The organism is Streptomyces sp. NPDC034037 (genome assembly GCF_055575715.1).
On sequence record NZ_JBVISC010000004.1, the window covers coordinates 520,901 to 541,179 of the forward strand.

A 20,279-nucleotide genomic window follows, 5' to 3' on the forward strand; every position below is an offset into this window, starting at 1 on the left:
CGCTCGCGCGCGACCGTACGTCCATGGCATCAAGCTCCATGGGAACAAGCGTGCGCGAACTGGCCGCCGGGACGCCCGCCGGGCGCGACCGGTACATCGACCTGCTGCGGGTCGCCTCGCTCGGCACGGTCGTCGCCGGGCACTGGCTGATGGCGGCCGTGACCGTCGGCGCCGACGGCCGCGCCGAGGTCGGCAACCTGCTAGCCGTCGTACCCCGGCTGCAACCGCTCACCTGGGCGCTGCAGATCATGCCGGTGTTCTTCTTCGTCGGCGGCTTCTCGCACGCGCTGTCGTACCGCTCCCTGCGCCGCAAGACCGAGGCGTCCGGGGGCGGCTCCGTCTACTCGGCCTTCCTGCGGGCCCGGCTCCAGCGGCTGCTGCGGCCCACCATGGTCTTCATAGGCGTATGGGGCGCCCTCGCGCTGGCCCTGCAACTGGGCGGCCGAGGCGGCGGACTGCTCGACGTCGCCCTGCGCCTCGTCGCCCAGCCGCTGTGGTTCATCGGCGTCTACCTGGCGATGGTCGCCTGCACCCCGCCCCTGCTGCGGCTGCACGAGCGGTGGGGCTGGGGCGCGTTCGGCGCGCTCGTGACGGCGGCGGGCGCGGTGGACGTGGCGAGGTTCGCGTTCGGCGTCCCCTACGTCGCGTTCCTGAACTTCGCCTTCGTCTGGCTCGCCGTGCACCAGCTCGGCTTCCTGCGCGCGGACGGCAGGCTGCGGATGCCGTACGTCCTCGCGGGCACCGGCCTGGTGGGCGCCGCCCTGCTGGTGGCCCTCGGCCCGTATCCGCTCTCCATGGTCGGCATGCCCGGCGAGCGCGTCTCCAACATGGCACCGCCCACCTTCGCCCTGCTCTGCCACGGCCTGTGGCTGGTCGGCGCGGTCGAACTGCTGCGCGCCCCGGCGACGCGGTGGCTGACCCGGCCCCGCGTGTGGCGCGGCGTGGTGGCGGCCAACGGCGTCTCCATGACGGCGTTCCTGTGGCACCTCACGGCGATGCTCGGGGTCTACGGCCTGCTGCTCGCCCTCGACGTCCCGCTCCCGGAGCCCGCGAGCGCCGCGTGGTGGGCGCAGGTGCCGCTGCGGCTCGCGGCGGCGGCGGCCCTGACGGCGGCGCTGGTGGCGGCCTTCCGCCGCTTCGAACGCCCGGCGCCGGCGCGGCAACAGGCCCTGCCGCGAGCGGCCTCGGGCCCGACGGCGGCCCTCGGCGTCACGCTCTGCCTGTTCGGGGTGCTCGGCCTGTCGATGGTCGGCTTCGGGGGCCTGCTGGAGGGACGTACGGCGATGCTGATCGCCGTCCACGTCACGGCACCGGCGGCGGTGGCGATGGCCCTGGCGGGGTGGCTGCTGGTGGAGCGGGCGGGAGGCCCGGTCAGAGCACGTCGATGGCGGTGAGGTCGATGTCGATGTCGTAGGGCTCGCTGACCTTGATCTGGTCGCGGTGGATGCCCACGTGCACGTACGCGTTGGTCACCTGGTCGAGTTCGTAGACGTGGATGACGGGCCTGCGGCCGGTCCCGCTCTGTTCGACGCGCCAGAAGTTCGGGATCCCGGCCGTGGCGTACTTCTGGGGCTTGGTCGTGCGGTCGCGGGACTCCGATTCCGGGGACACGACCTCGACGGCCAAGAGCACGTCCCGCACCGGGAAGCGGCTCAGACGGTCATCGGTGATGGCGCAGGCACGGACCACGATGAGGTCGGGTTCAGGGGCGTTGTGCTGGTCGATCACTACGTTCATCTCGCGTACGACCTTCAACTCCGTCGGCAGGGTCTGCTCGAGACCGCGCTCCAGGAGCTTGATCGACAAGAGATGGAGGTAGCTCTGCGGACTCACGAAGATCAGGCTCCCGTCGATGAGCTCAGTGTGCGGCGGGAGATCGGGCAGCGTGAACAGGTCGTCCACGGAGTAGCCGGTCGGCGGCGGCACCGGCCAGCGCCCGTGCTGCTCAACGGACTCGGCGGTCATGGTTCCTCCCATGGACGGGATTCTTCGGCCTGCCCTCCCACCGTAGCCGCCACATTCCGCATCCGTCATCACAAAGAGTGAGCGAGTCGGTACCCGTATCCGCCCGGCGGTCCGACCTCAGGAGGCGACTACGCTGGAGAGTCGATCGATCCCCCCTGTCAGGAGAGAAATGGCCGTCAATCTGGTCAATGTCGAGGCAGTCAGCAAGGTGTACGGCACCCGTGCCCTGCTCGACGGCGTCTCACTCGGCGTGTCCGAGGGGGACCGGATCGGCGTCGTCGGGCGCAACGGCGACGGGAAGACCACCCTGATCCGGATGCTCGCCAAGCTGGAGGACGCCGACACCGGCCGCGTCACGCACAACGGCGGGCTGCGGCTCGGCGTGCTGACCCAGCACGACTCGCTGGACCCGGCCGCCACCGTCCGGCACGAGGTCATCGGCGATCTCGCCGACCACGAGTGGGCGGGCAGCGCCAAGATCAGGGACGTGCTGACCGGCCTGTTCGGCGGGCTCGACCTGGCCGGCTTCCCGCAGGGCCTGGACACCGTCATCGGCCCGCTCTCCGGCGGCGAGCGGCGCCGCATCGCGCTGGCCAAGCTGCTCATCGCCGAGCAGGACCTGATCGTCCTCGACGAGCCGACCAACCACCTCGACGTGGAGGGCATCTCGTGGCTGGCCGAGCACCTGCGCACCCGCCGCTCGGCGCTGGTCTGCGTCACGCACGACCGGTGGTTCCTGGACCAGGTGTGCACCCGCATGTGGGACGTGCAGAAGGGCTCCGTCTTCGAGTACGAGGGCGGCTACTCCGACTACGTCTTCGCCCGCGCGGAGCGTGAGCGCATCGCCGCCACCGAGGAGAGCAAGCGGCAGAACCTGATGCGCAAGGAGCTGGCCTGGCTGCGCCGCGGCGCCCCGGCCCGCACCAGCAAGCCCAAGTTCCGCATCGAGGCCGCCAACGAACTGATCGCGGACGTACCGCCGCCGCGCGACACCAGCGAGCTGATGAAGTTCGCGACGACGCGGCTCGGCAAGACCGTCTTCGACCTGGAGGACGTCTCCGTCCAGGCCGGACCGAAGCTGCTGCTCAAGCACCTGACCTGGCAGCTCGGCCCCGGCGACCGCATCGGCCTGGTCGGGGTGAACGGCGCGGGCAAGACCTCGCTGCTGCGGGCCATGGCCGACGCCGCCCGCAGCCAGGGCGACGTCCAGCCCGTGGCCGGGAAGATCGTCGTGGGCAGGACGGTGAAGCTGGCCTACCTCTCGCAGGAGGTCGCCGAGTTGAAGCCGACCCTGCGGGTCCTCGAAGCGGTGCAGCAGGTGCGCGAGCGCGTCGACCTCGGCAAGGGCCGGGAGATGACCGCCGGGCAGCTCTGCGAGACGTTCGGGTTCAACAAGGAGAAGCAGTGGACGCCGGTCGGCGACCTCTCCGGCGGCGAGCGGCGCAGGCTGCAACTGCTGCGGCTGCTGATGGACGAGCCGAACGTCCTCTTCCTGGACGAGCCGACCAACGACCTCGACATCGAGACGCTGACGCAGCTCGAGGACGTGCTCGACGGATGGCCGGGCTCCATGGTCGTCATCTCCCACGACCGGTTCTTCGTGGAGCGGACGACGGACAAGGTGTTCGCGCTCCTCGGCGACGCGAGCATGCGGATGCTGCCGCGCGGCATCGAGGAGTACCTGGAGCGGCGTCGGCGGATGACCGAGGCCGCCCCCGCCCCGGTGCCGGCGCCCGCCTCCGCGCAGAGCGCGCCGAAGGGTGTCTCCGCCGCCGACGCCCGCGCGGCGAAGAAGGAACTGCAGAAGATCGAGCGGCAGCTGGACAAGCTCTCCGAGAAGGAGACCAAGCTGCACACGCAAATCGCCGATAACGCCACGGACTTCGAGAAGGTGGCCAAATTGGACGGCGAACTGCGCGAACTCGCGGGCGAGCGCGAGGCGTTGGAGATGCGCTGGTTGGAGCTGGCGGAGGATGCGTAGAGCTTCCGTGCGGCTCGCGTAACGGACGCATCACGGGCCGGTCCTCCCTTGGGAACAGGGGCTGGACCGGCCCCGTCTCGAACGGGTTCAGGGTGATAGAAAGGCTGACCTGAGCACCATTTGGCGTGCCGAAAATCAGTGAAGGGGGAAGCGCTGATGACTCAGCCGCCCAACCAGCCGCCGCACGGCGGTTTCGGAGCTCCGCAGGATCCGCCACCGGGGCAGCCGCCCGCGCAGCCGGGATACGGCTATCCGCAGACCCCGCCGCCCGCGGCCGACAACCCGTACGCGCAGCCGACCCAGCCCGCCGGGCCCGGCCCGTACAGCCCGCCGCCGCAGCCCGGCCCCTACGGCCAGCCCCAGCAGCCCGGCCCCTACGGCCAGCCCCAGCAGCCCGGCCCGTACGGCCAGCCGCAGCAGCCCGGCCCCTACGGCGCCCCGCCCTCGTACGGCTACCCCCAGCAGCCGCCCACGCAACCGCAGTTCCCGGCCGGACCGGGCGGCCCCGGCCCCGGCCCCGGTGGCGGCAACGGCAAGCGCAACAAGCTCCTGGTGATCGCCGCCGCGGCCGTGGCCGCGCTGCTCGTCGCCGGCGGTGTCACCTGGGCCGTCGTCGGCGGTGACGACGACGGCGGGAAGAAGAAGTCCGAGGCGAAGAACAAGGACCCGAAGCCGACCACCTCCGCGCCCGTCAACCCCGGTACCGGCGACGGCGACGGCGACGAGGGCAAGGAAGACCTCAACGAAGGCCGCAAGCCGGGCGAGGCGAAGGTCCTCTGGTACAAGGAGGCGCCCAAGGTGCCCGGCTCCGGAGCCGACGGCCCGGGCATGTGGATCCAGGGCGACACCGCGGTCAAGGCCGCCTACAAGCAGCTCTTCGCCTACGACGCGCAGACCGGCAAAACGGCGTGGCCGGCCATCGAGTTCCCGCAGAAGATCTGCGCGGCGACCCGGGCGGCCACCGACGACGGCAAGATCGTCATCGCCTACAAGGACAGCGCCAAGAGCAACGCCAAGTGCAACCAGCTCCAGGTCATCGACCTGAAGACCGGGGACAAGGGCTGGGGCAGGTCGGTCAAGGAGGAGGGCCTGTTCGACTTCTCCATGCAGAGCAACCTCGTCCTCGTCGGCGACGTGCTGATGGTCGGCCGCGACCAGTCCGGCACGGCCCTGCGCATGAGCGACGGCAAGAAGCTCTACGTCGTGGACAAGAAGGAAGAGGGCACCTGCTTCCCCAGCGGGTTCACCGGCGGGGACGGCAAGATCTTCACGGCGCTGTCCTGCGGCGCGAGCACCCCCCAGGAGCACGACGAGCTCCAGCAGCTCGACCCGAAGACCGGCAAGGCCCTGTGGACCAAGAAGTTCCCCAAGGGCTGGCGCGTCCGCAAGCTCTACGGGACGAGCCCGACGATCGTCTACCTCCGCAACGAGGAGAAGAAGAAGTGGAACATCTCGGTGCTGAAGGAGAACAGCTCCGAGACGCGTTCCGAGGTCGACGTGGCCGACAACTTCGCGCCCGACTGCGGCACTTCGATCCTCGACCGTGAACTGGGCGGCTGCCTGGGCGTGGCGAACGACGACAAGAACCTCTATCTGCCGACCGACGACAAGGGCGCCAACGAGATCGTCGCCGTCAGCCTGGCCACCGGCAAGGAGGCCTGGCGCGTGAAGTCGCCGCTGGACGACCGGATGTACCCGCTGAAGCTGTCGGACGGCGAGCTGATCGCCTACGTCGAGCCGTCGTACAGCGCCGGCGGCCGGGTCGTCTCCATCGCCACCTCGGGCTCGCACGAGCCGAGCACCCTGCTGCGGCATCCGCAGGGCACCGCGCAGATCGAGAGCGGCTTCTACTCGAAGGACGTCGACTACGTGGACGGGCGGTTCTACATCTCCACCACCAGTCTCACGGGCAGCATCTCGGGCCCGGCGAAGCTGATGCTCGCCTACGGCAAGTGAGCGCGTCCCCGGCCCGGTTCACCCTCTCCTCCCTCCGCGTCCCCAAGGAATACACCACGTCATGACCCAGCCGCCCCAGCCCCCGCAGCAGCCGCCGAACGAGCCCCCGCAGGGCGGCTTCGGCCCGCCCCAGGAACCGCCGGCCGGTGGTTTCGGAGCCCCGCAGGACCCTCCGCCCGTCGGCTTCGGCAAGGCCCCGGAGCCCTCGTACGGCTACCCGCAGCAGCCGCCGGCCCCCCAGGCGCCGCCGCCCGCCGCGCCCCCGGCGCCCGCCGGACCGCCGCCGCAGGCACCCCCGGCCGGCGGGCCCACCTACGGCTACCCGCAGGCGCCGCAGTCACCTCAGGCACCGCAGGGTTACGGCTACCCGACCCAGCCCGCCCAGCCGCAGTACCAGCAGGCCGCGTACCAGCAGTACCAGCAGGGCTACCAGCAGCCGCCCACCATGCCGATGCAGCCGCAGCCCGGCGGCTCCGGTCCCGGCGGCGGCAAGAAGTTCAGCGGGCAGATGGCGATCATCGTCGCGGCGGTCGTCGCGATCGCGCTGATCGTCGGCGGCGGCGTGCTGTACGCCGCGGGCAAGGACGACGACTCCAAGAACACCGCGCAGGAGTCCGACGGCAAGGGCGGCAAGAAGGGCAAGGGCGGCAAGGGCGGCACCGACGTCCCGCAGGGCGGCCCGGCCAAGGAGAAGGCCCCGGCCGACCCCACCGCCAAGGTCGCCCTGCAGCTGCCCCAGCCGGAGGTCCCCAAGGACCAGATCTGGCAGGCCCCCGGCTCGCTGCTGACCGACGACACCTACGTCAAGGCGGGCGTCAACGAGCTGAACGGCTACGACCCGGACACCGGCAAGGAGAAGTGGTCGATCCCGCTCTCCGGCCAGACCTGTGCCATGTCGAAGGAGATGACCGAGGACGGCATCGCCGCGGTCGTCACCGAGGAGGCCAAGCGGAACAAGAAGGGTGACTACCAGAGCTGCACCAACGTCTCCGCGGTCGACCTGAAGTCCGGCAAGAAGCTCTGGACGGAGACCGTCGAGACCGGCGGCATGAAGGCGACCTTCAAGGAGGTCACCATCTCCGGCACCACGATCGCCGCCGGCGCGGGCACCAGCAACGGCGGCGCCGCCTGGGACGTGAGCGGCAAGTCCCTGTGGAAGCCGAAGGTCGGCAAGTGCGAGGACGTCGGCTACGCCGGCGGCGACCAGCTGGTCGCGGTCCGCAAGTGCGGCACGTACGGCGACGAGAAGCTGAAGATCCAGCTCCTGGACGCGAAGACCGGCAACGCCAAGTGGACGTACCCGCTGGCCGACGGCATCGACAACGCCAAGATCATCTCGACGAACCCGGTCGTCTTCGGCCAGGACACCACCGAGATCACGGCGAGCGGCGCCACCGACGTCTTCTCCCTCGGCGGCAACGGCAAGCTGCGGGCGAAGATCTCGCTGGAGGAGGGCAAGTACGACCACGACTGCGGCGTCAACGTGGTCAACGACTGCACGTCGATCACCGTCGGCAACGACCGGCTGTACGTCCCGACCCGCCAGCACGACGGCAGCGGCGAGAGCTACAACCGCACCAACGAGATCGTCTCCTTCTCGCTGGCCACCGGGAAGCCCACCAGTGACCGCGCCGTCGCCGGCGACAACGGCGAGATCTTCCCGATCCGCATGGACGGCGGCAACGTCCTCGCGTACAAGGCGCACGGCTACCAGAAGGGCGCCCAGGTCGTCTCGCTCGACGGCAAGACCATGAAGGAGACCAAGCTCCTGGAGACCCCCTCCTCCGAGGCGGTCACCGACGCGATCAGCGGCATGGTCCCCAAGTCGAACGAACTGCTGTACGCCGAAGGCCGCCTGTTCATCGGCAAGAAGCTGCTGAGCAGGCCCTACACCAAGGGCGAGAAGCAGTACGTCGCGCTCGGCTTCGTCGCGAAGTAGTCCCCGGCGCACCCGCGCGACCGCACGGCGGCCGTCTCCTCGACGCACGAGGGGGCGGCCGCCGTCGTCGTCGCGCCGCCCCGTACTCCCCCTCGCCCCCCAAGGGCACGGCTTTCGGCATTCCGGGCCGCATCTGGCGGGTAGGGGGCGCGCAACGTCGAACAAGCGTGTAGCTTCCGGGGCATGAAAGGCCGGGGGGCCTGCGGGAACTGGGGGGTTTCTATGGGTGTGCGGCTCATGGTGGTCGACGATCACCGGCTGCTCGCCGAGGCGCTCGCCTCGGCGCTGAAATTGCGCGGGCACCGGGTGCTCGCCGCCGCCGCGCCCCCGGCGGGCGCGGCCGAGCTGGTCATCAGCAGGGCGCCGGAGGTCTGTCTCCTCGGCACGGCCACGCCCGCGGAGCCGGGCATGTTCGATCCCGTGGTCAAGATCAAGCGGGAGCGCCCGCAGGTGGCGGTCCTGGTGCTCGGACCGGTGCCCAGTCCGCGCGGGATCGCGGCCGCCTTCGCCGCCGGCGCCTCCGGTTACGTACGCCACGACGAGCGCATCGAAGGAGTGGAGCGCGCCATCATGAAGGCGCGCGCCGGGGAGGCCGCCGTCGCGCCGCAGCTGCTGCAAGGGGCCTTCGGCGAGCTGCTGAACCCGGCCGCGCAGCCCGACGACGAGGGGCAGCGCCTGCTGCAGATGCTCACGCCCCGCGAGGTCGAGGTGCTGGTGCGGGTGGCGGACGGCGAGGACACCCGGCTGATCGCGGCGGGGATGGGGATAGCGCCGAGCACGGCGCGCACCCATGTGCAGCGGGTGCTGATGAAGCTGGGGGTCGGCTCGCGTCTGGAGGCCGCCGCGCTCGCGGCGCGCACGGGCCTGCTGGACCGCGCCGAGCGCCCCGCCTCGGCGCACACGGAGAGCGCCGAGAGCGCCGAGGGCACGGTCACGCGGCTGGGGCCCGGGCCACCGCGGTGAACCCGGGCCCCTCGGGCGGCGGTTACGCGTCGTCGGCCGGTGTCCCGGCGGGCGCCGCCAGGGGGCGCAGCCACAGCCAGCCGAGGAAGAAGAGCCCGAGGGCGAGCATGCCGAGGCCCGTCCACAGGTTGATGTTGATGTGCTCGGCCTTCTCCAGGTCGGCGTCGGACGCGGTGATCCCGGCGATCGTCACGATGATCCCGTAGACGACGAACAGGCCGCCGATGATGCGCCGGATGTCGAAGAGGCGGGCGGCTGTCGCGGACTTGCGCTCGAGGTCGGAGACTTCGTTGTGCAGCTCTGACATGGTGTGTGGTCCTTAGAGCGAGTACGGCAGGTAGCAGGCGGTGGCGAGGACGACGGCGCCCCAGCCGAGCAGCGCCGGCTTGCGGTACCAGGCGTCGTCACCGGCCTCAACGCCCTCGTCCTCCAGGCCCGGGGAGGCCGTTCCGTAGACCAGACCGGCCAGTTCGGCCTCCGGCCTGGGCGCGGTGAACAGGGTGACGACGACCATGACGAGCGCGCCGGCGACGAAGCCGACGATGGCCGAGACGAAGTTGGCGCCCTGGTCGGTCGGGATGTCGACGACGCCCTGCTTGTAGATCCAGAAGTAGTTGACCATCGCGGCGGTGGTGCCCGCGACCAGCCCCCACACGCCGGACTTCATCGAGGCCCGCTTCCAGAACATGCCGATGATGAAGACGACGAACATCGGGACGTTGAAGAAGGAGAAGAGGGTCTGGAGGTAGCCCATGATGTTGGAGAACGAGGAGGCGATGAACGCCGTGCCGATCGAGGCGAGCACCCCGATGGCCGTGATGAGCCGGCCGAACTTCAGGTAGTAGCCGTCCTCGCGGCCCTTGATCACGTACTTCGCCCAGATGTCGTAGGTGAAGACGGTGTTGAAGGAGGAGACGTTCGCCGCCATGCCCGCCATGAACGCGGCGAGCAGACCGGTGACCGCGATGCCGAGGACGCCGTTGGGCAGCAGTTCCTGCATCAGGTACGGGATCGCGTCGTTGTACGTCAGGTCGGAGCCCGGCGTGCCGATCTTCGGGACCAGGACGGCGGCGATCAGGCCCGGGATCATCACCAGGAAGACGATGAAGATCTTCGGGAAGGCGGCGATCAGCGGGGTGCGCTGGGCGGCGGAGAGGTTCTTCGCGGACAGGGCGCGCTGCACCTCGGCGAAGTTGGTCGTCCAGTAGCCGAAGGAGAGCACGAAGCCGAGGCCGAGGATGATGGTCAGCCAGTTGGCGCCGAGCGGGTTGGCGTCGCCGATGCCGGTGCCGCCCCAGGCGGTGAGGAAGTCGCCGCCGTGCTGCTTCTCGATGGAGCCGCTCAGGCCGTCCCAGCCGCCGACCTTCTTCAGGCCGATGACGCAGATCGGGATGAGCGCGGCGAGGATCACGAAGAACTGGAGCACCTCGTTGTAGATCGCCGAGGAGAGGCCGCCGATGGTGATGTACGCGAGCACGAACAGGCCGGCGACGACGATCGCCACCCACTGCGGCCAGCCCAGCAGCGCCTCGACGACGATCGACAGGGCGTAGAGGTTGACGCCCGCGATGAGTATCGCCGCGAAGGCGAAGAGCGCCGAGCTGAGCAGGTGCGCCGACCTGTCGAAGCGCTGGAGCAGGAACTCCGGGACGGAGCGGACCTTGCTGCGGTAGTAGAACGGCATCATGACCAGGCCGAGGAAGACCATGGCCGGGATGGCGCCGATCCAGTACCAGTGGACGACGGCGACGCCGTACTGGGCGCCGGTGGCGGCCATGCCGAGGATCTCCGTGGCACCGAGGTTCGCGGCGACGAAGGCGAGACCGGTGACCCAGGCGGGCAGGGAGCGGCCCGAGAGGAAGAAGTCGAGGCTGGTCTTCACGGAGCGCCGGGCGGCGAAGCCGATGCCGAGGACCACGGCGAAGTAGATCGCGAGGATCGCGTAGTCGAGGCCGTTGGTGGGCAGCCGAAGTCCCTCGGCCAGGGTTTGTGTGGGGGACTGCATGGGTGAACTCGCTTCGTTGCGCGAACGGATCAGACGGAACCTACGCCCCTTGCCTCGATAACTGAACAGTTCTGTTGGTGTTCTTTGTTTGATTGTGATCGACAACGCTTTTCGGTGCCGCACGGGGGCACGGGGCGTGCACAGGGGGTGACCGGCATTGACGTAGCTGTTGCCTTGTGGTTTTTTATGTTCGGTTCTGTTGGGTAGGTGGTGGTGAGGAGCCCCGGACGTGAAGAAGACCTCGACCCGTCTCGCCGACGGTCGTGAGCTCATCTACTACGACGTGCGCGACGGCACGGTCCGCGAGGCCGTCGACCGGCGCCCGCTCGGGCCCGTCTCCACCACGTCGGAGGTCCGCGCGGACCGCCTGCTGGGCGACGCGGTGGCCATCGCCTCCCACCGCCAGGGCCGCACCTACCACCCGCCGGCCGACGAGTGCCCCCTGTGCCCCAGCGCCGGGGACCGGCTCAGCGAGATCCCCGACTCCTCCTACGACGTGGCGGTCTTCGAGAACCGCTTCCCCTCGCTCGCGGGCGACGCGGGCCGCTGCGAGGTGGTCTGCTTCACCTCCGACCACGACGCGTCCTTCGCCGACCTCACGACCGAGCAGGCCGCCCTCGTCCTGGAGGCCTGGGTCGACCGGACCGCCGAACTGTCCCAGCTGCCCTCCGTGGCGCAGGTGTTCTGCTTCGAGAACCGCGGCGCCGAGATCGGCGTGACCCTCGGCCACCCGCACGGCCAGATCTACGCCTATCCCTTCGTCACGCCCCGCACCGATCTGATGCTGCGCTCGCTCGCCGCCTTCAAGGAGGCGTCCGGCGGCCGCAACCTCTTCGACGACGTCCTCGCCGAGGAGAGCGCGGGCGAGCGGGTGGTCCTGGCGGGCGAGCACTGGGTGGCGTTCGTGCCGTACGCCGCGCACTGGCCCTACGAGGTGCACCTCTACCCCAGGCGCCGGGTGCCCGACCTGCTCGCGCTCGGCGAGGAGGCGCGCGCGGAGTTCCCGCGGATCTATCTGGAACTGCTGCGCCGCTTCGACCGGATCTTCGAGGGTCCCGGCGGCGGGAAAGAAGGCGAGGGGCAGCCGCCCACCCCGTACATCTCGGCCTGGCACCAGGCGCCCTTCACCGGCCTGGCGGGACATGACGGCATCAACCGGGACGACTTCGCCCTCCACCTCGAACTTTTCACGATCCGCCGCACTTCGGGCAAGCTGAAGTTCCTCGCGGGTTCCGAATCCGGCATGAGCGTGTTCATCAACGACGTGCCGCCGGAAACCGCGGCCGAGCGACTGCGAGAGGTAGCGACTTCATGAGCGGTAAGTACCTGGTCACCGGCGGAGCGGGCTATGTCGGAAGCGTGGTGGCCCAGCACCTGATCGAGGCCGGCCACGAGGTGAGCGTCCTCGACAACCTCTCGACCGGCTTCCGCGAGGGCGTCCCGGCGGGCGCCGCCTTCATCGAGGGCGACATCCGCGACGCCGCCAAATGGCTGGACCCCTCCTTCGACGCCGTCCTGCACTTCGCCGCCTTCTCGCAGGTCGGCGAGTCCGTCGCCAAGCCCGAGAAGTACTGGGACAACAACGTCGGCGGCACCATGGCCCTGCTCGCCGCCATGCGCGACGCGGACGTGCGCAGGCTCGTCTTCTCCTCCACCGCCGCGACCTACGGCGAACCGGTGAGCACCCCCATCACGGAGAGCGACCCGACCGCCCCCACCTCGCCCTACGGCGCCTCGAAGCTCGCCGTCGACCACATGATCACCGGCGAGGCCACCGCCCACGGGCTGGCCGCCGTCTCGCTGCGCTACTTCAACGTCGCGGGCGCCTACGGGCAGTACGGCGAGCGCCACGACCCCGAGTCGCACCTCATCCCGCTGGTCCTCCAGGTCGCCCAGGGCAGGCGCGAGGCGATCAGCGTCTACGGCGACGACTACCCCACCGACGACGGCACCTGCGTACGCGACTACATCCACGTCGCCGACCTCGCCGAGGCCCACCTCCTCGCCCTCGGGGCCGCCACCCCCGGCGAGCACCTGATCTGCAACCTCGGCAACGGCAACGGCTTCTCCGTGCGCCAGGTCATCGAGACCGTCCGCCAGGTCACCGGGCACCCCATCCCCGAGGTGATGGCCCCGCGCCGCGACGGCGACCCGGCGGTGCTCGTCGCCTCCGCCGCCACCGCGCGCGAGAAGCTCGGCTGGCACCCGTCCCGCCCGGACCTCGCGGGCATCGTCGCCGACGCCTGGGCGTTCGCCCGGCGAAAGGGGTAATTCATGACCACGGCAGCCGAAGTCGGCGCGCAGTTCGAGAAGTTGTACGGGTACGCGCCGGACGGCGTCTGGTCGGCCCCCGGCCGCGTCAACCTCATCGGCGAGTACACGGACTTCAACGAGGGATTCGTGCTGCCGCTCGCCCTCCCGCACACCGCCGTCGCCGCCGTCTCCCCGCGCACCGACGGCGTCCTGCGGCTGCACTCCGCGGACATCGACGCCCCGCTCGCCGAACTGCGCGTCGACGAGCTGACCCCGCTGTCCGACGGAGGCTGGGCCGCCTACCCCGCCGGGGTCGTCTGGGCCCTGCGGGAGGCCGGGCACGCCGTCACGGGCGCGGACCTGCACCTGGCCTCCACGGTCCCGACCGGCGCCGGCCTCTCCTCGTCGGCCGCCCTGGAGGTCGTCACCGCGCTCGCCCTCGACGAACTGTTCGGGCTCGGGCTCACCCGGCCCGAACTGGCCGTCCTCGCCCAGCGCGCCGAGAACGCCTTCGTCGGCGTGCCCTGCGGTGTCATGGACCAGATGGCCTCGGCGTGCGGCGCCGAGGGCCACGCCCTGCACTTGGACTGCCGCGACCTGACCCTGCGCCAGGTCCCCTTCGACCTCGCGGCCGAGGGGCTGCGGCTGCTCGTCGTGGACACCCGCGTCAAGCACGCCCTCGGCGACGGCGCCTACGCGGAGCGCCGCGCCGGGTGCGAGGCGGGCGCCGCCGCCCTCGGCGTCGGCCACCTGCGCGACATCGCGTACGAGGACCTGCCCGCCGCCCTGGAGCGGATCACGGACGAGAAGGTCCGCCGCTACGTCCGCCACGTCGTCCGCGACAACCACCGCGTCGAGCGGGTCATCGGCCTCCTGGACGCCGGTGACGTCCGCGCGATCGGCCCCGTCCTCACCGAAGGACACGCCTCGCTCCGCGACGACCTGCGCATCTCCTGCCCGGAGCTGGACCTGGTGGTGAGCACCGCGAACACGGCGGGCGCGCACGGCGCCCGGATGACCGGCGGCGGCTTCGGCGGCTCCGCGATCGTCCTGGTGGAGAGCGCCGACACCGACGCGGTGACCGAGGCGATCCGCACGGCCTTCACCGCGGCCGGCCGCACGGCGCCGCGCGTCTTCCCGGCGGTCGCGTCGGCGGGGGCGCGCCGGGAGAAGTAGGCGGCCGCGAACAGGTCCCGCCGCGCGGTCACACTTTCGCGAAGCGGTTCGTCATGGCAGTGAACGACCCCGGCCGGGGCGCGAGGGCGCACCGGCGACTGCCCGACGAGGAGCCCCTTCGATGTCCACCGCACACGTCGTCATCACCCTGCTGGCCGCCGCGACGACCGGTTTCTCGGCCTCCTCGGTCTTCCTGCGCTCGAAGTGGGTCGTCGGCCCCATGGCCGACTACGGCATCCCCATGGCGTGGCTGCCCTGGCTCGGCACCGCCAAGGCCGCGGGCGCCGCGGGCCTGGTGGTCGGCCTGTTCGTGCCGTTCATCGGGGTCGCCGCCGCGATCGGCCTGGTGCTGTACTTCGCCGGGGCCGTGATCGCCGTGGTGCGGGCCCGTTGGTACGCGCACATCCCCTTCCCCCTGATCTACGCGGCGCCGGTCGTCGGCGCCCTGGTGCTCACCCCAGCCGCTTGGTGAGGGTGAACTCCTTGACGCCCTCGGGGTAGTCGGGGATCACGCACACCAGGTCGTACCCCTGGTTGCGGTAGAAGCCCGGTGCCTGGAAGTCCCAGGTCTCCACGCGGGAGTTGAGGCAGCCCCGCTCCTGGTGGGCCACGCGCTCCGCCTCGGCGAGCAGCCGGGAGCCGAGGCCCGCCCCGCGGTGGCGGTCGTCGACCCACAGGAGGTCGACGTGGAGCCAGCGGGCCCAGGTGTACGCGGCCAGACCGGCCGCGAGGCCGCCCGACGCGTCCAACGCCCACAGAGCCAGGGGGACTTCCTCGTCGTCGACCGTGCCGCGCAGGGCGCGGATCGCCGGGGACGCCGCCGTGTTCGTCGCGGCGAGCCGCGAACGAAGCAGAGCAAGCCGCTCTTTGTCGACTCCTGTCTCCATACGAAACATACGGCTCACCATAAACGCGCCGGGCAATCAGTTCTGCAAATCACCTTCCGCTCCAGGCGTGCGGCCCTACTCTGAAGGACAGTGCCGGTGGGGGCCGGCGCCGATCAGGGGGCGTGACAGTCGGGTGCGACGCCCGGCATGGGGGAGGCGGTGACCGCGCGGCGGCGGCCGTGCCACTGCGCCGACCCCTGTTCCGGGCGCCGTACCCGCTCCGATCGTTTCCCGACGTATTCGACGGGGGTATCCCCTGCTCCTTGCGGGAGCGCGGGGAAGGGGGTTTTCGTGGTTCGCATCCGAGTGCTGGTCGTGGACGACCATCGCATTTTCGCCGAGTCGCTGGCCGCCGCGCTGGCGGCCGAGGCCGACGTGGAGGTGTCCGCCGCCGGGAGCGGACCCGCCGCGCTGCGCTGCCTGGAGCGGGCGGTCGCCGAAGGCCGGCGGTACGACGTGCTGCTCGTCGACGCCGACCTCGGGGCCACCGCGAGCGCCCTCCAGGGCGCCAGACCGGCGGTCCCCGTCCAGGACGGCAACGCCGAGGGGCTCGTCGACGGGATCTCCCTGGTCGCGGGCGTCCGGTCCGGCCAGCCCGCCGTGCGGACCGTGGTGCTCGCCGAGAAGGACGATCCGCGCCGCGCCGCCCTCGCGCTGCAGGCGGGCGCCTGCGGCTGGGTCGCCAAGGACTGTTCGCTCTCCCGGCTCCTGACGGTCATCCGGGGCGTGCTGCGGGACGAGACGCATCTGCCGCCCGCCCTGCTCACCGGCGTCCTGCGCGAGCTGACCGCCGCCCGCAAGCACCGCACCGAGTCCGAGCGCCTGGTGGAGTCGCTGACCCCGCGCGAGCGCGAGGTGCTGCGCTGCATGGTGGCGGGCCTGGGCAGGAAGGCCGTCGCCGAGCGCCTCTTCCTCTCCCCGCACACCGTGCGCACCCACATGCAGAACGTGCTGGGAAAGCTCGGCGTGCACTCCACGCTCGCGGCCGTCGCGCTCGCCCGGCGCGCGGGCGTCGGGCCGGTCGACCTAGCCGGGGATGTTGTCGAACGGGGCGGTCAACTGGCGTAGCAGTCCCGCCAGTTCGCCCCGCTGGGCGCGGGACAGCTCCGCGAGGATCGCCCGCTCCTGCGCCAGCAGGCCGGCCAGGGCCTGGTCCGCGCGGTCCCTGCCCTCGGCGGTGAGCCGCACGAGCACCCCGCGCCGGTCGCTCGGGTCGGGCAGCCGCTCGACGAGGCCCTTCTTCGCGAGGCGGTCGATGCGGTTGGTCATCGTGCCGGACGTCACCAGGGTCTGCGTCAGGAGCTGGCCGGGGGAGAGCTGGTAGGGCGCGCCCGCGCGCCGCAGCGACGTCAGGACGTCGAACTCCCACGGCTCCAGATTGTGCTCGGCGAAGGCCAGCCGGCGGGCCCGGTCGAGGTGCCGCGCCAGCCTGCTCACGCGGCTGAGCACCTCAAGTGGTTCCACGTCGAGGTCCGGGCGCTCTCTGCGCCACGCCGCGACCAGCCGATCGACCTCGTCCTCCATGACGATCAGTGTAGGGGGTCTGTCGACGTGAAGTCTCTTGACGTCAAGATTCTCAAGGGTGAGGATGATGAGGGAAGGGCGTGCACCCGTACGTCCCCGCCTTTGGAGGAGGTCCGCCATGCCGGCCGCCACACCCGCCGCCACCTGGGATCCGCGCCAGTACCTGCGCCACGGCGACCATCGGGCCCGGCCCTTCCTCGACCTGCTGGAGCGCGTGCCCGAGCTGCCCGCCGGGGGCCGCCCGCCCCGCGTGGCCGATCTCGGCTGCGGGCCCGGCACCCTCACCCGGCTGCTCGCGCGGCGGTGGCCCGACGCGCACCTCACCGGCCTGGACAACTCCCCGCAGATGCTGGCCGAGGCCGAGCGGTTCGCGGGACCCACGGACGGCGGCGGACGCCTGGACTTCGCCGCCGCCGACGCGGCGCAATGGGCCCCGGCCCCGGGGACGTACGACCTGATCCTGTCCAACGCCACCCTCCAGTGGGTGCCGGGCCACCCGGACTCCTTCCCCGCCTGGATCGCCGCGCTCACCCCCGGCGGCACGTTCGCCTTCCAGGTGCCCGGCAACTTCGACGCCCCGAGCCACGTCCTGATGCGGGAGCTGGCCGAGTCCGGGAGCTGGCGGAAGCGCCTCAGCGGCCGGCTGCGGCACGCGGACGCCGTCCTGACGCCCGCGGCCTACCTGGAGCGGCTCACGGGGCTCGGCTGCGAGGTCGACGCCTGGGAGACGACGTACCTGCACGTCCTGAAGGGCACGGACCCCGTCCTGGACTGGGTCAAGGGCACGGGCCTCGTCCCCGTCCTCACCGCGCTCGGGGACGACGCCGAGGCGCGGGAGACGTTCCTCGCGGAGTACGGGGCGCTCCTGCGAGAGGCATACCCCGCCGGGGACCACGGCACCGTCTTCCCCTTCCGACGGGTGTTCGCGGTGGCGCGCAGGGGGGACGCCTGACGCTCACGACCCTCGCGGCAAGCGGCAACCTCTGGCCTGACCTGGCACTTTTGGGTGAAGGCCCAGGGCTTTACGGGTGACAGCGCGCCATGCGCCATAGCGTCGCGGTGTCGCTTGTGCCGCAGTGGCGCCCGCGCCCACACTGATGGAGGAGGTGCTGCACGATGACCGCTCTCGCACATGAGGTGACTCCCGTGGTGGACAACCCGGTATCCGACTTGGACGAGGTCCTGTGGCAGGCGTGGAAGGCCATGGATCTCCCCGAGGGCTACCGCGCCGAGATCATCGAGGGAGCCATCGAGGTGTCGCCTACCGGTCGCCGTCGTCATACGGTGCTGATCAACCGCCTGCGCCGGGCCCTTGAGGGCCATATGGACGGCAGCAGTCTCGCGCCTTATCAGGACGGCAACCTCATCCACCGGAGCAAGGTCTGGATTCCCGATCTCTTCGTGGCCCCCGAGGACCTCGATGAGATCCCCGACGAAGAAGACCTCGGCGTCGACGCCGCCGGAGTCGCCCTGGTCGTCGAGGTCGTCTCGCCCGGCCGCCGCAACATCGAACGGGACCGGGTCCGCAAGCGCCGCGAGTACGCCCGCGCGGGCATCCCCGTCTACGTGATCGTCGACGACTTCGACGAGGACGGCGCCGTCCTCGTGCTGAGTTCGCCCAACCCGAAGAAGGCGTCCTACGAGGACGAGCACCGGGTGCCCTACGGCACCGACGCGGCCATCCCGAGCGGTCCCGCCAAGGGGTTCGTCATCGGCGAGGACATCACGCGCAGCTGACCGCGCGCCCCCCCGTTCCCGGGGGCCGTCAGCTCTTGCGGTGGCCTATCAGGCGCGGCTTCGGTTCCAGGCCGTCCAGGCCGTGCCAGGCGAGGTTGACCAGGTGCGCCGCCACCTCGGCCTTCTTCGGTTTGCGGACGTCCAGCCACCACTGGCCCGTCAGCGCCACCATGCCGACCAGCGCCTGCGCGTACAGCGGCGCCAGTTTGTGGTCGAAGCCGCGGCCCTTGAACTCCTGGCCCAGGATGTCCTCGACCTGTGTGGCGATGTCGGAGATGAGCGAGGCGAAGGTGCCCGTGGACTGGGCGACGGGGGAGTCGCGGACCAGGATGCGGAAGCCGTCCGTGTACGTCTCGATGTAGTCGAGGAGGGCGAAGGCGGCCTGTTCGAGGAGTTCGCGGGGGTGCCCGGCGGTGAGCGCGCTCGTCACCATGTCCAGGAGCTGGCGCATCTCGCGGTCCACGACCACCGCGTACAGCCCCTCCTTGCCGCCGAAGTGCTCGTACACCACCGGCTTGGAGACCCCGGCCTTCGCCGCGATCTCCTCCACCGACGTGCCCTCGAATCCCTTCGAGGCGAACAGCGTGCGGCCGATGTCCAGCAACTGCTCCCGGCGCTCGGCACCCGTCATCCGGGTCCGGCGGGTGCGCCGGGGCTGCTTCTCTTTGCCGGCAGGGCTGGAATTACTGGAATCGGTCGCCACGTCGTCCATCATGCCGCGTCAGCGCCCGGTGACTGTCGGCGGGCGTCGATGCGGGACTTGGAGGGCCAGCGCACGTCGGACGCCCAGCCGAGCTGCTCGCACCAGCGGATGATCCGCGCGGAGGAGTCGAGCTGGCCCTTCATCACACCGTGCCGCGCGGACGTCGGGTCGGCGTGGTGGAGGTTGTGCCAGGACTCGCCGCAGGACAGCACCGCGAGCCACCACACGTTGCCGGAGCGGTCCCGGGACTTGAAGGGGCGCTTGCCGACCGCGTGGCAGATGGAGTTGATCGACCAGGTGACGTGGTGCAGCAGGGCGACGCGCACCAGCGAACCCCAGAAGAACGCCGTGAAGGCGCCCCACCAGGACATCGTCACCAGACCGCCGACCACCGGCGGGATCGCGAGCGAGACGACCGTCCAGAACAGGAACATCCGGGAGATGCGGCGGATCGCCGGGTCCCTGAGCAGATCCGGCGCGTACTTCTCCTGCGACGTCCGCTCCTCGTCGAACATCCATCCGATGTGGGCCCACCACAGGCCCTTCATCAGGGCCGGGACCGTCTCACCGAACCGCCAGGGCGAGTGCGGGTCGCCCTCGGCGTCGGAGAACTTGTGGTGCTTGCGGTGGTCGGCCACCCAGCGGACGAGCGGCCCTTCCACGGCCATCGAACCGGCGACCGCGAGCGCGATCCGCAGCGGGCGCTTCGCCTTGAAGGAGCCGTGCGTGAAGTAGCGGTGGAAGCCGATGGTGATGCCGTGGCACCCGAGGTAGTACATGAAGACGAGCAGGCCGAGATCCAGCCAGCTCACTCCCCACCCCCAGGCCAGCGGCACCGCCGCGAGCAGGGCGAGGAAGGGGAAGACGATGAACAGGAGCAGACTGACCTGTTCGACGGACCGCTTCTGCTCACCGCCCAGCGTGGCGGGGGGAAGCGGCGCGGCGGAGGCCGGGGCGCCGGACGCGGAAGCGTCGTCGATCACATCGGTCTCGGCGGGCGCATCGGAAGCTGTGGTCATGGGCAGGTCCCCTGGGGGTCGAGGGTCTGGGTCGGAGAGTGTCCACGGGTACGGGTACCGCTTCCTACGGTTCCGTAACCTACGGCGACGTAAGTATGGCAGTGCGGGGCGTCTCGGCAAGTGGCCGAAACTTCCCCGCCGCGCGGCGACATCTATCCTTGGAACCGGTCG

General features: G+C 70.8%; 19 protein-coding genes. 12 read left to right on the plus strand and 7 right to left on the minus strand.

Annotation, left to right across the window (positions count from 1 at the left end; all coding sequences use genetic code 11):
* The first annotated feature begins 38 nt into the window (after window positions 1-38).
* Window positions 39-1,394: an acyltransferase family protein gene (locus tag ACZ516_RS17560; protein WP_469011036.1), complete on the plus strand. Its 1,356-nt coding sequence runs from the start codon at window positions 39-41 to the stop codon at window positions 1,392-1,394.
* Here ACZ516_RS17560 and ACZ516_RS17565 read toward each other — a convergent pair.
* Window positions 1,372-1,977 (minus strand): Uma2 family endonuclease, encoded by a 606-nt coding sequence (locus ACZ516_RS17565; protein WP_469010928.1) that lies wholly within the window; start codon window positions 1,975-1,977, stop codon window positions 1,372-1,374. The genes ACZ516_RS17560 and ACZ516_RS17565 overlap by 23 nt on opposite strands.
* A 157-nt stretch (window positions 1,978-2,134) precedes the next feature.
* On the opposite strand from ACZ516_RS17565, the gene ACZ516_RS17570 reads away from it, so the two are divergent.
* From ACZ516_RS17570 to ACZ516_RS17585, 4 genes are all read left to right on the plus strand, one after another.
* Complete coding sequence (locus tag ACZ516_RS17570) at window positions 2,135-3,946, plus strand: ABC-F family ATP-binding cassette domain-containing protein (RefSeq protein WP_358579581.1); 1,812 nt, start codon at window positions 2,135-2,137, stop codon at window positions 3,944-3,946.
* Between the two features lie 156 nt (window positions 3,947-4,102).
* Complete coding sequence (locus ACZ516_RS17575) at window positions 4,103-5,902, plus strand: outer membrane protein assembly factor BamB family protein (RefSeq protein ID WP_361077762.1); 1,800 nt, start codon at window positions 4,103-4,105, stop codon at window positions 5,900-5,902.
* A 61-nt stretch (window positions 5,903-5,963) separates the two neighbouring features.
* A complete protein-coding gene (locus ACZ516_RS17580) occupies window positions 5,964-7,841 on the plus strand; it encodes an outer membrane protein assembly factor BamB family protein (RefSeq protein WP_469010930.1) in 1,878 nt (625 codons plus the stop codon).
* A gap of 222 nt (window positions 7,842-8,063) precedes the next feature.
* Window positions 8,064-8,804 (plus strand): helix-turn-helix transcriptional regulator, encoded by a 741-nt coding sequence (locus ACZ516_RS17585; protein WP_361077756.1) that lies wholly within the window; start codon window positions 8,064-8,066, stop codon window positions 8,802-8,804.
* A 22-nt stretch (window positions 8,805-8,826) separates the two neighbouring features.
* Here the strand turns inward: ACZ516_RS17585 and ACZ516_RS17590 are convergent, their stop codons facing one another.
* On the minus strand, window positions 8,827-9,111 hold the full coding sequence (locus ACZ516_RS17590) for a hypothetical protein (protein WP_358579572.1): 285 nt from the start codon (window positions 9,109-9,111) through the stop codon (window positions 8,827-8,829).
* 12 nt (window positions 9,112-9,123) lie between these two features.
* Window positions 9,124-10,809 (minus strand): sodium:solute symporter family protein, encoded by a 1,686-nt coding sequence (locus ACZ516_RS17595; RefSeq protein ID WP_469010931.1) that lies wholly within the window; start codon window positions 10,807-10,809, stop codon window positions 9,124-9,126.
* Between the two features lie 229 nt (window positions 10,810-11,038).
* Here ACZ516_RS17595 and galT point away from each other — a divergent pair, with 229 nt between their 5' ends.
* The 4 genes from galT to ACZ516_RS17615 all read left to right on the plus strand — a co-directional run bounded on the left by galT (window position 11,039) and on the right by ACZ516_RS17615 (window position 14,710).
* Window positions 11,039-12,124: a galactose-1-phosphate uridylyltransferase gene (gene galT / locus ACZ516_RS17600; RefSeq protein ID WP_469010933.1), complete on the plus strand. Its 1,086-nt coding sequence runs from the start codon at window positions 11,039-11,041 to the stop codon at window positions 12,122-12,124.
* On the plus strand, window positions 12,121-13,080 hold the full coding sequence (gene galE, locus ACZ516_RS17605) for a UDP-glucose 4-epimerase GalE (RefSeq protein ID WP_358696241.1): 960 nt from the start codon (window positions 12,121-12,123) through the stop codon (window positions 13,078-13,080). The genes galT and galE overlap by 4 nt, the downstream gene beginning before the upstream one ends.
* 3 nt (window positions 13,081-13,083) lie before the next feature.
* Complete coding sequence (galK, locus tag ACZ516_RS17610; RefSeq protein WP_469010935.1) at window positions 13,084-14,238, plus strand: galactokinase; 1,155 nt, start codon at window positions 13,084-13,086, stop codon at window positions 14,236-14,238.
* A gap of 121 nt (window positions 14,239-14,359) precedes the next feature.
* Window positions 14,360-14,710: a DoxX family protein gene (locus tag ACZ516_RS17615; RefSeq protein WP_469010937.1), complete on the plus strand. Its 351-nt coding sequence runs from the start codon at window positions 14,360-14,362 to the stop codon at window positions 14,708-14,710.
* On the opposite strand, the gene ACZ516_RS17620 is transcribed toward ACZ516_RS17615, so the two are convergent.
* Window positions 14,691-15,146: a GNAT family N-acetyltransferase gene (locus ACZ516_RS17620; protein ID WP_358579558.1), complete on the minus strand. Its 456-nt coding sequence runs from the start codon at window positions 15,144-15,146 to the stop codon at window positions 14,691-14,693. The two genes, ACZ516_RS17615 and ACZ516_RS17620, sit on opposite strands and share 20 nt — an antisense overlap.
* A 270-nt stretch (window positions 15,147-15,416) precedes the next feature.
* On the opposite strand from ACZ516_RS17620, the gene ACZ516_RS17625 reads away from it, so the two are divergent.
* Window positions 15,417-16,193, plus strand: coding sequence for a response regulator transcription factor (locus ACZ516_RS17625; protein ID WP_358579556.1), 777 nt, complete (start codon window positions 15,417-15,419; stop codon window positions 16,191-16,193).
* Here the strand turns inward: ACZ516_RS17625 and tamR are convergent.
* Window positions 16,152-16,649 (minus strand): MarR family transcriptional regulator TamR, encoded by a 498-nt coding sequence (gene tamR, locus ACZ516_RS17630; RefSeq protein WP_358579554.1) that lies wholly within the window; start codon window positions 16,647-16,649, stop codon window positions 16,152-16,154. The genes ACZ516_RS17625 and tamR overlap by 42 nt on opposite strands.
* Before the next feature lie 118 nt (window positions 16,650-16,767).
* Here tamR and ACZ516_RS17635 point away from each other — a divergent pair, with 118 nt between their 5' ends.
* A complete protein-coding gene (locus tag ACZ516_RS17635; protein ID WP_469010938.1) occupies window positions 16,768-17,601 on the plus strand; it encodes a trans-aconitate 2-methyltransferase in 834 nt (277 codons plus the stop codon).
* A gap of 164 nt (window positions 17,602-17,765) precedes the next feature.
* Window positions 17,766-18,386 carry a Uma2 family endonuclease gene (locus tag ACZ516_RS17640; RefSeq protein WP_469010940.1) on the plus strand — a complete coding sequence of 207 codons (621 nt, stop codon included), beginning with the start codon at window positions 17,766-17,768 and terminating at the stop codon, window positions 18,384-18,386.
* Between the two features lie 28 nt (window positions 18,387-18,414).
* Here ACZ516_RS17640 and ACZ516_RS17645 read toward each other — a convergent pair whose 3' ends face one another.
* Together ACZ516_RS17645 and ACZ516_RS17650 are read right to left on the minus strand one after the other, a co-directional pair.
* Complete coding sequence (locus ACZ516_RS17645; protein ID WP_468751669.1) at window positions 18,415-19,101, minus strand: TetR/AcrR family transcriptional regulator; 687 nt, start codon at window positions 19,099-19,101, stop codon at window positions 18,415-18,417.
* Entirely contained in the window at window positions 19,098-20,108 is a 1,011-nt protein-coding gene (locus tag ACZ516_RS17650; RefSeq protein WP_361077730.1) for an acyl-CoA desaturase, read from the minus strand. The genes ACZ516_RS17645 and ACZ516_RS17650 overlap by 4 nt, the downstream gene beginning before the upstream one ends.
* Window positions 20,109-20,279: the final 171 nt, after the last annotated feature.

Excerpts from the sequence above, each read along its gene's own strand:
- ACZ516_RS17560 (WP_469011036.1), top strand. The coding sequence starts at position 39 with ATGGGAACAAGCGTGCGCGAACTGGCCGCCGGGACGCCCGCCGGGCGC.
- ACZ516_RS17565 (WP_469010928.1), bottom strand. The coding sequence starts at position 1,977 with ATGGGAGGAACCATGACCGCCGAGTCCGTTGAGCAGCACGGGCGCTGG.
- ACZ516_RS17570 (WP_358579581.1), top strand. The coding sequence starts at position 2,135 with ATGGCCGTCAATCTGGTCAATGTCGAGGCAGTCAGCAAGGTGTACGGC.
- ACZ516_RS17575 (WP_361077762.1), top strand. The coding sequence starts at position 4,103 with ATGACTCAGCCGCCCAACCAGCCGCCGCACGGCGGTTTCGGAGCTCCG.
- ACZ516_RS17580 (WP_469010930.1), top strand. The coding sequence starts at position 5,964 with ATGACCCAGCCGCCCCAGCCCCCGCAGCAGCCGCCGAACGAGCCCCCG.
- ACZ516_RS17585 (WP_361077756.1), top strand. The coding sequence starts at position 8,064 with ATGGGTGTGCGGCTCATGGTGGTCGACGATCACCGGCTGCTCGCCGAG.
- ACZ516_RS17590 (WP_358579572.1), bottom strand. The coding sequence starts at position 9,111 with ATGTCAGAGCTGCACAACGAAGTCTCCGACCTCGAGCGCAAGTCCGCG.
- ACZ516_RS17595 (WP_469010931.1), bottom strand. The coding sequence starts at position 10,809 with ATGCAGTCCCCCACACAAACCCTGGCCGAGGGACTTCGGCTGCCCACC.
- galE (WP_358696241.1), top strand. The coding sequence starts at position 12,121 with ATGAGCGGTAAGTACCTGGTCACCGGCGGAGCGGGCTATGTCGGAAGC.
- galK (WP_469010935.1), top strand. The coding sequence starts at position 13,084 with ATGACCACGGCAGCCGAAGTCGGCGCGCAGTTCGAGAAGTTGTACGGG.
- ACZ516_RS17615 (WP_469010937.1), top strand. The coding sequence starts at position 14,360 with ATGTCCACCGCACACGTCGTCATCACCCTGCTGGCCGCCGCGACGACC.
- ACZ516_RS17620 (WP_358579558.1), bottom strand. The coding sequence starts at position 15,146 with ATGGTGAGCCGTATGTTTCGTATGGAGACAGGAGTCGACAAAGAGCGG.
- tamR (WP_358579554.1), bottom strand. The coding sequence starts at position 16,649 with ATGGAGGACGAGGTCGATCGGCTGGTCGCGGCGTGGCGCAGAGAGCGC.
- ACZ516_RS17635 (WP_469010938.1), top strand. The coding sequence starts at position 16,768 with ATGCCGGCCGCCACACCCGCCGCCACCTGGGATCCGCGCCAGTACCTG.
- ACZ516_RS17640 (WP_469010940.1), top strand. The coding sequence starts at position 17,766 with ATGACCGCTCTCGCACATGAGGTGACTCCCGTGGTGGACAACCCGGTA.
- ACZ516_RS17645 (WP_468751669.1), bottom strand. The coding sequence starts at position 19,101 with ATGATGGACGACGTGGCGACCGATTCCAGTAATTCCAGCCCTGCCGGC.
- ACZ516_RS17650 (WP_361077730.1), bottom strand. The coding sequence starts at position 20,108 with ATGACCACAGCTTCCGATGCGCCCGCCGAGACCGATGTGATCGACGAC.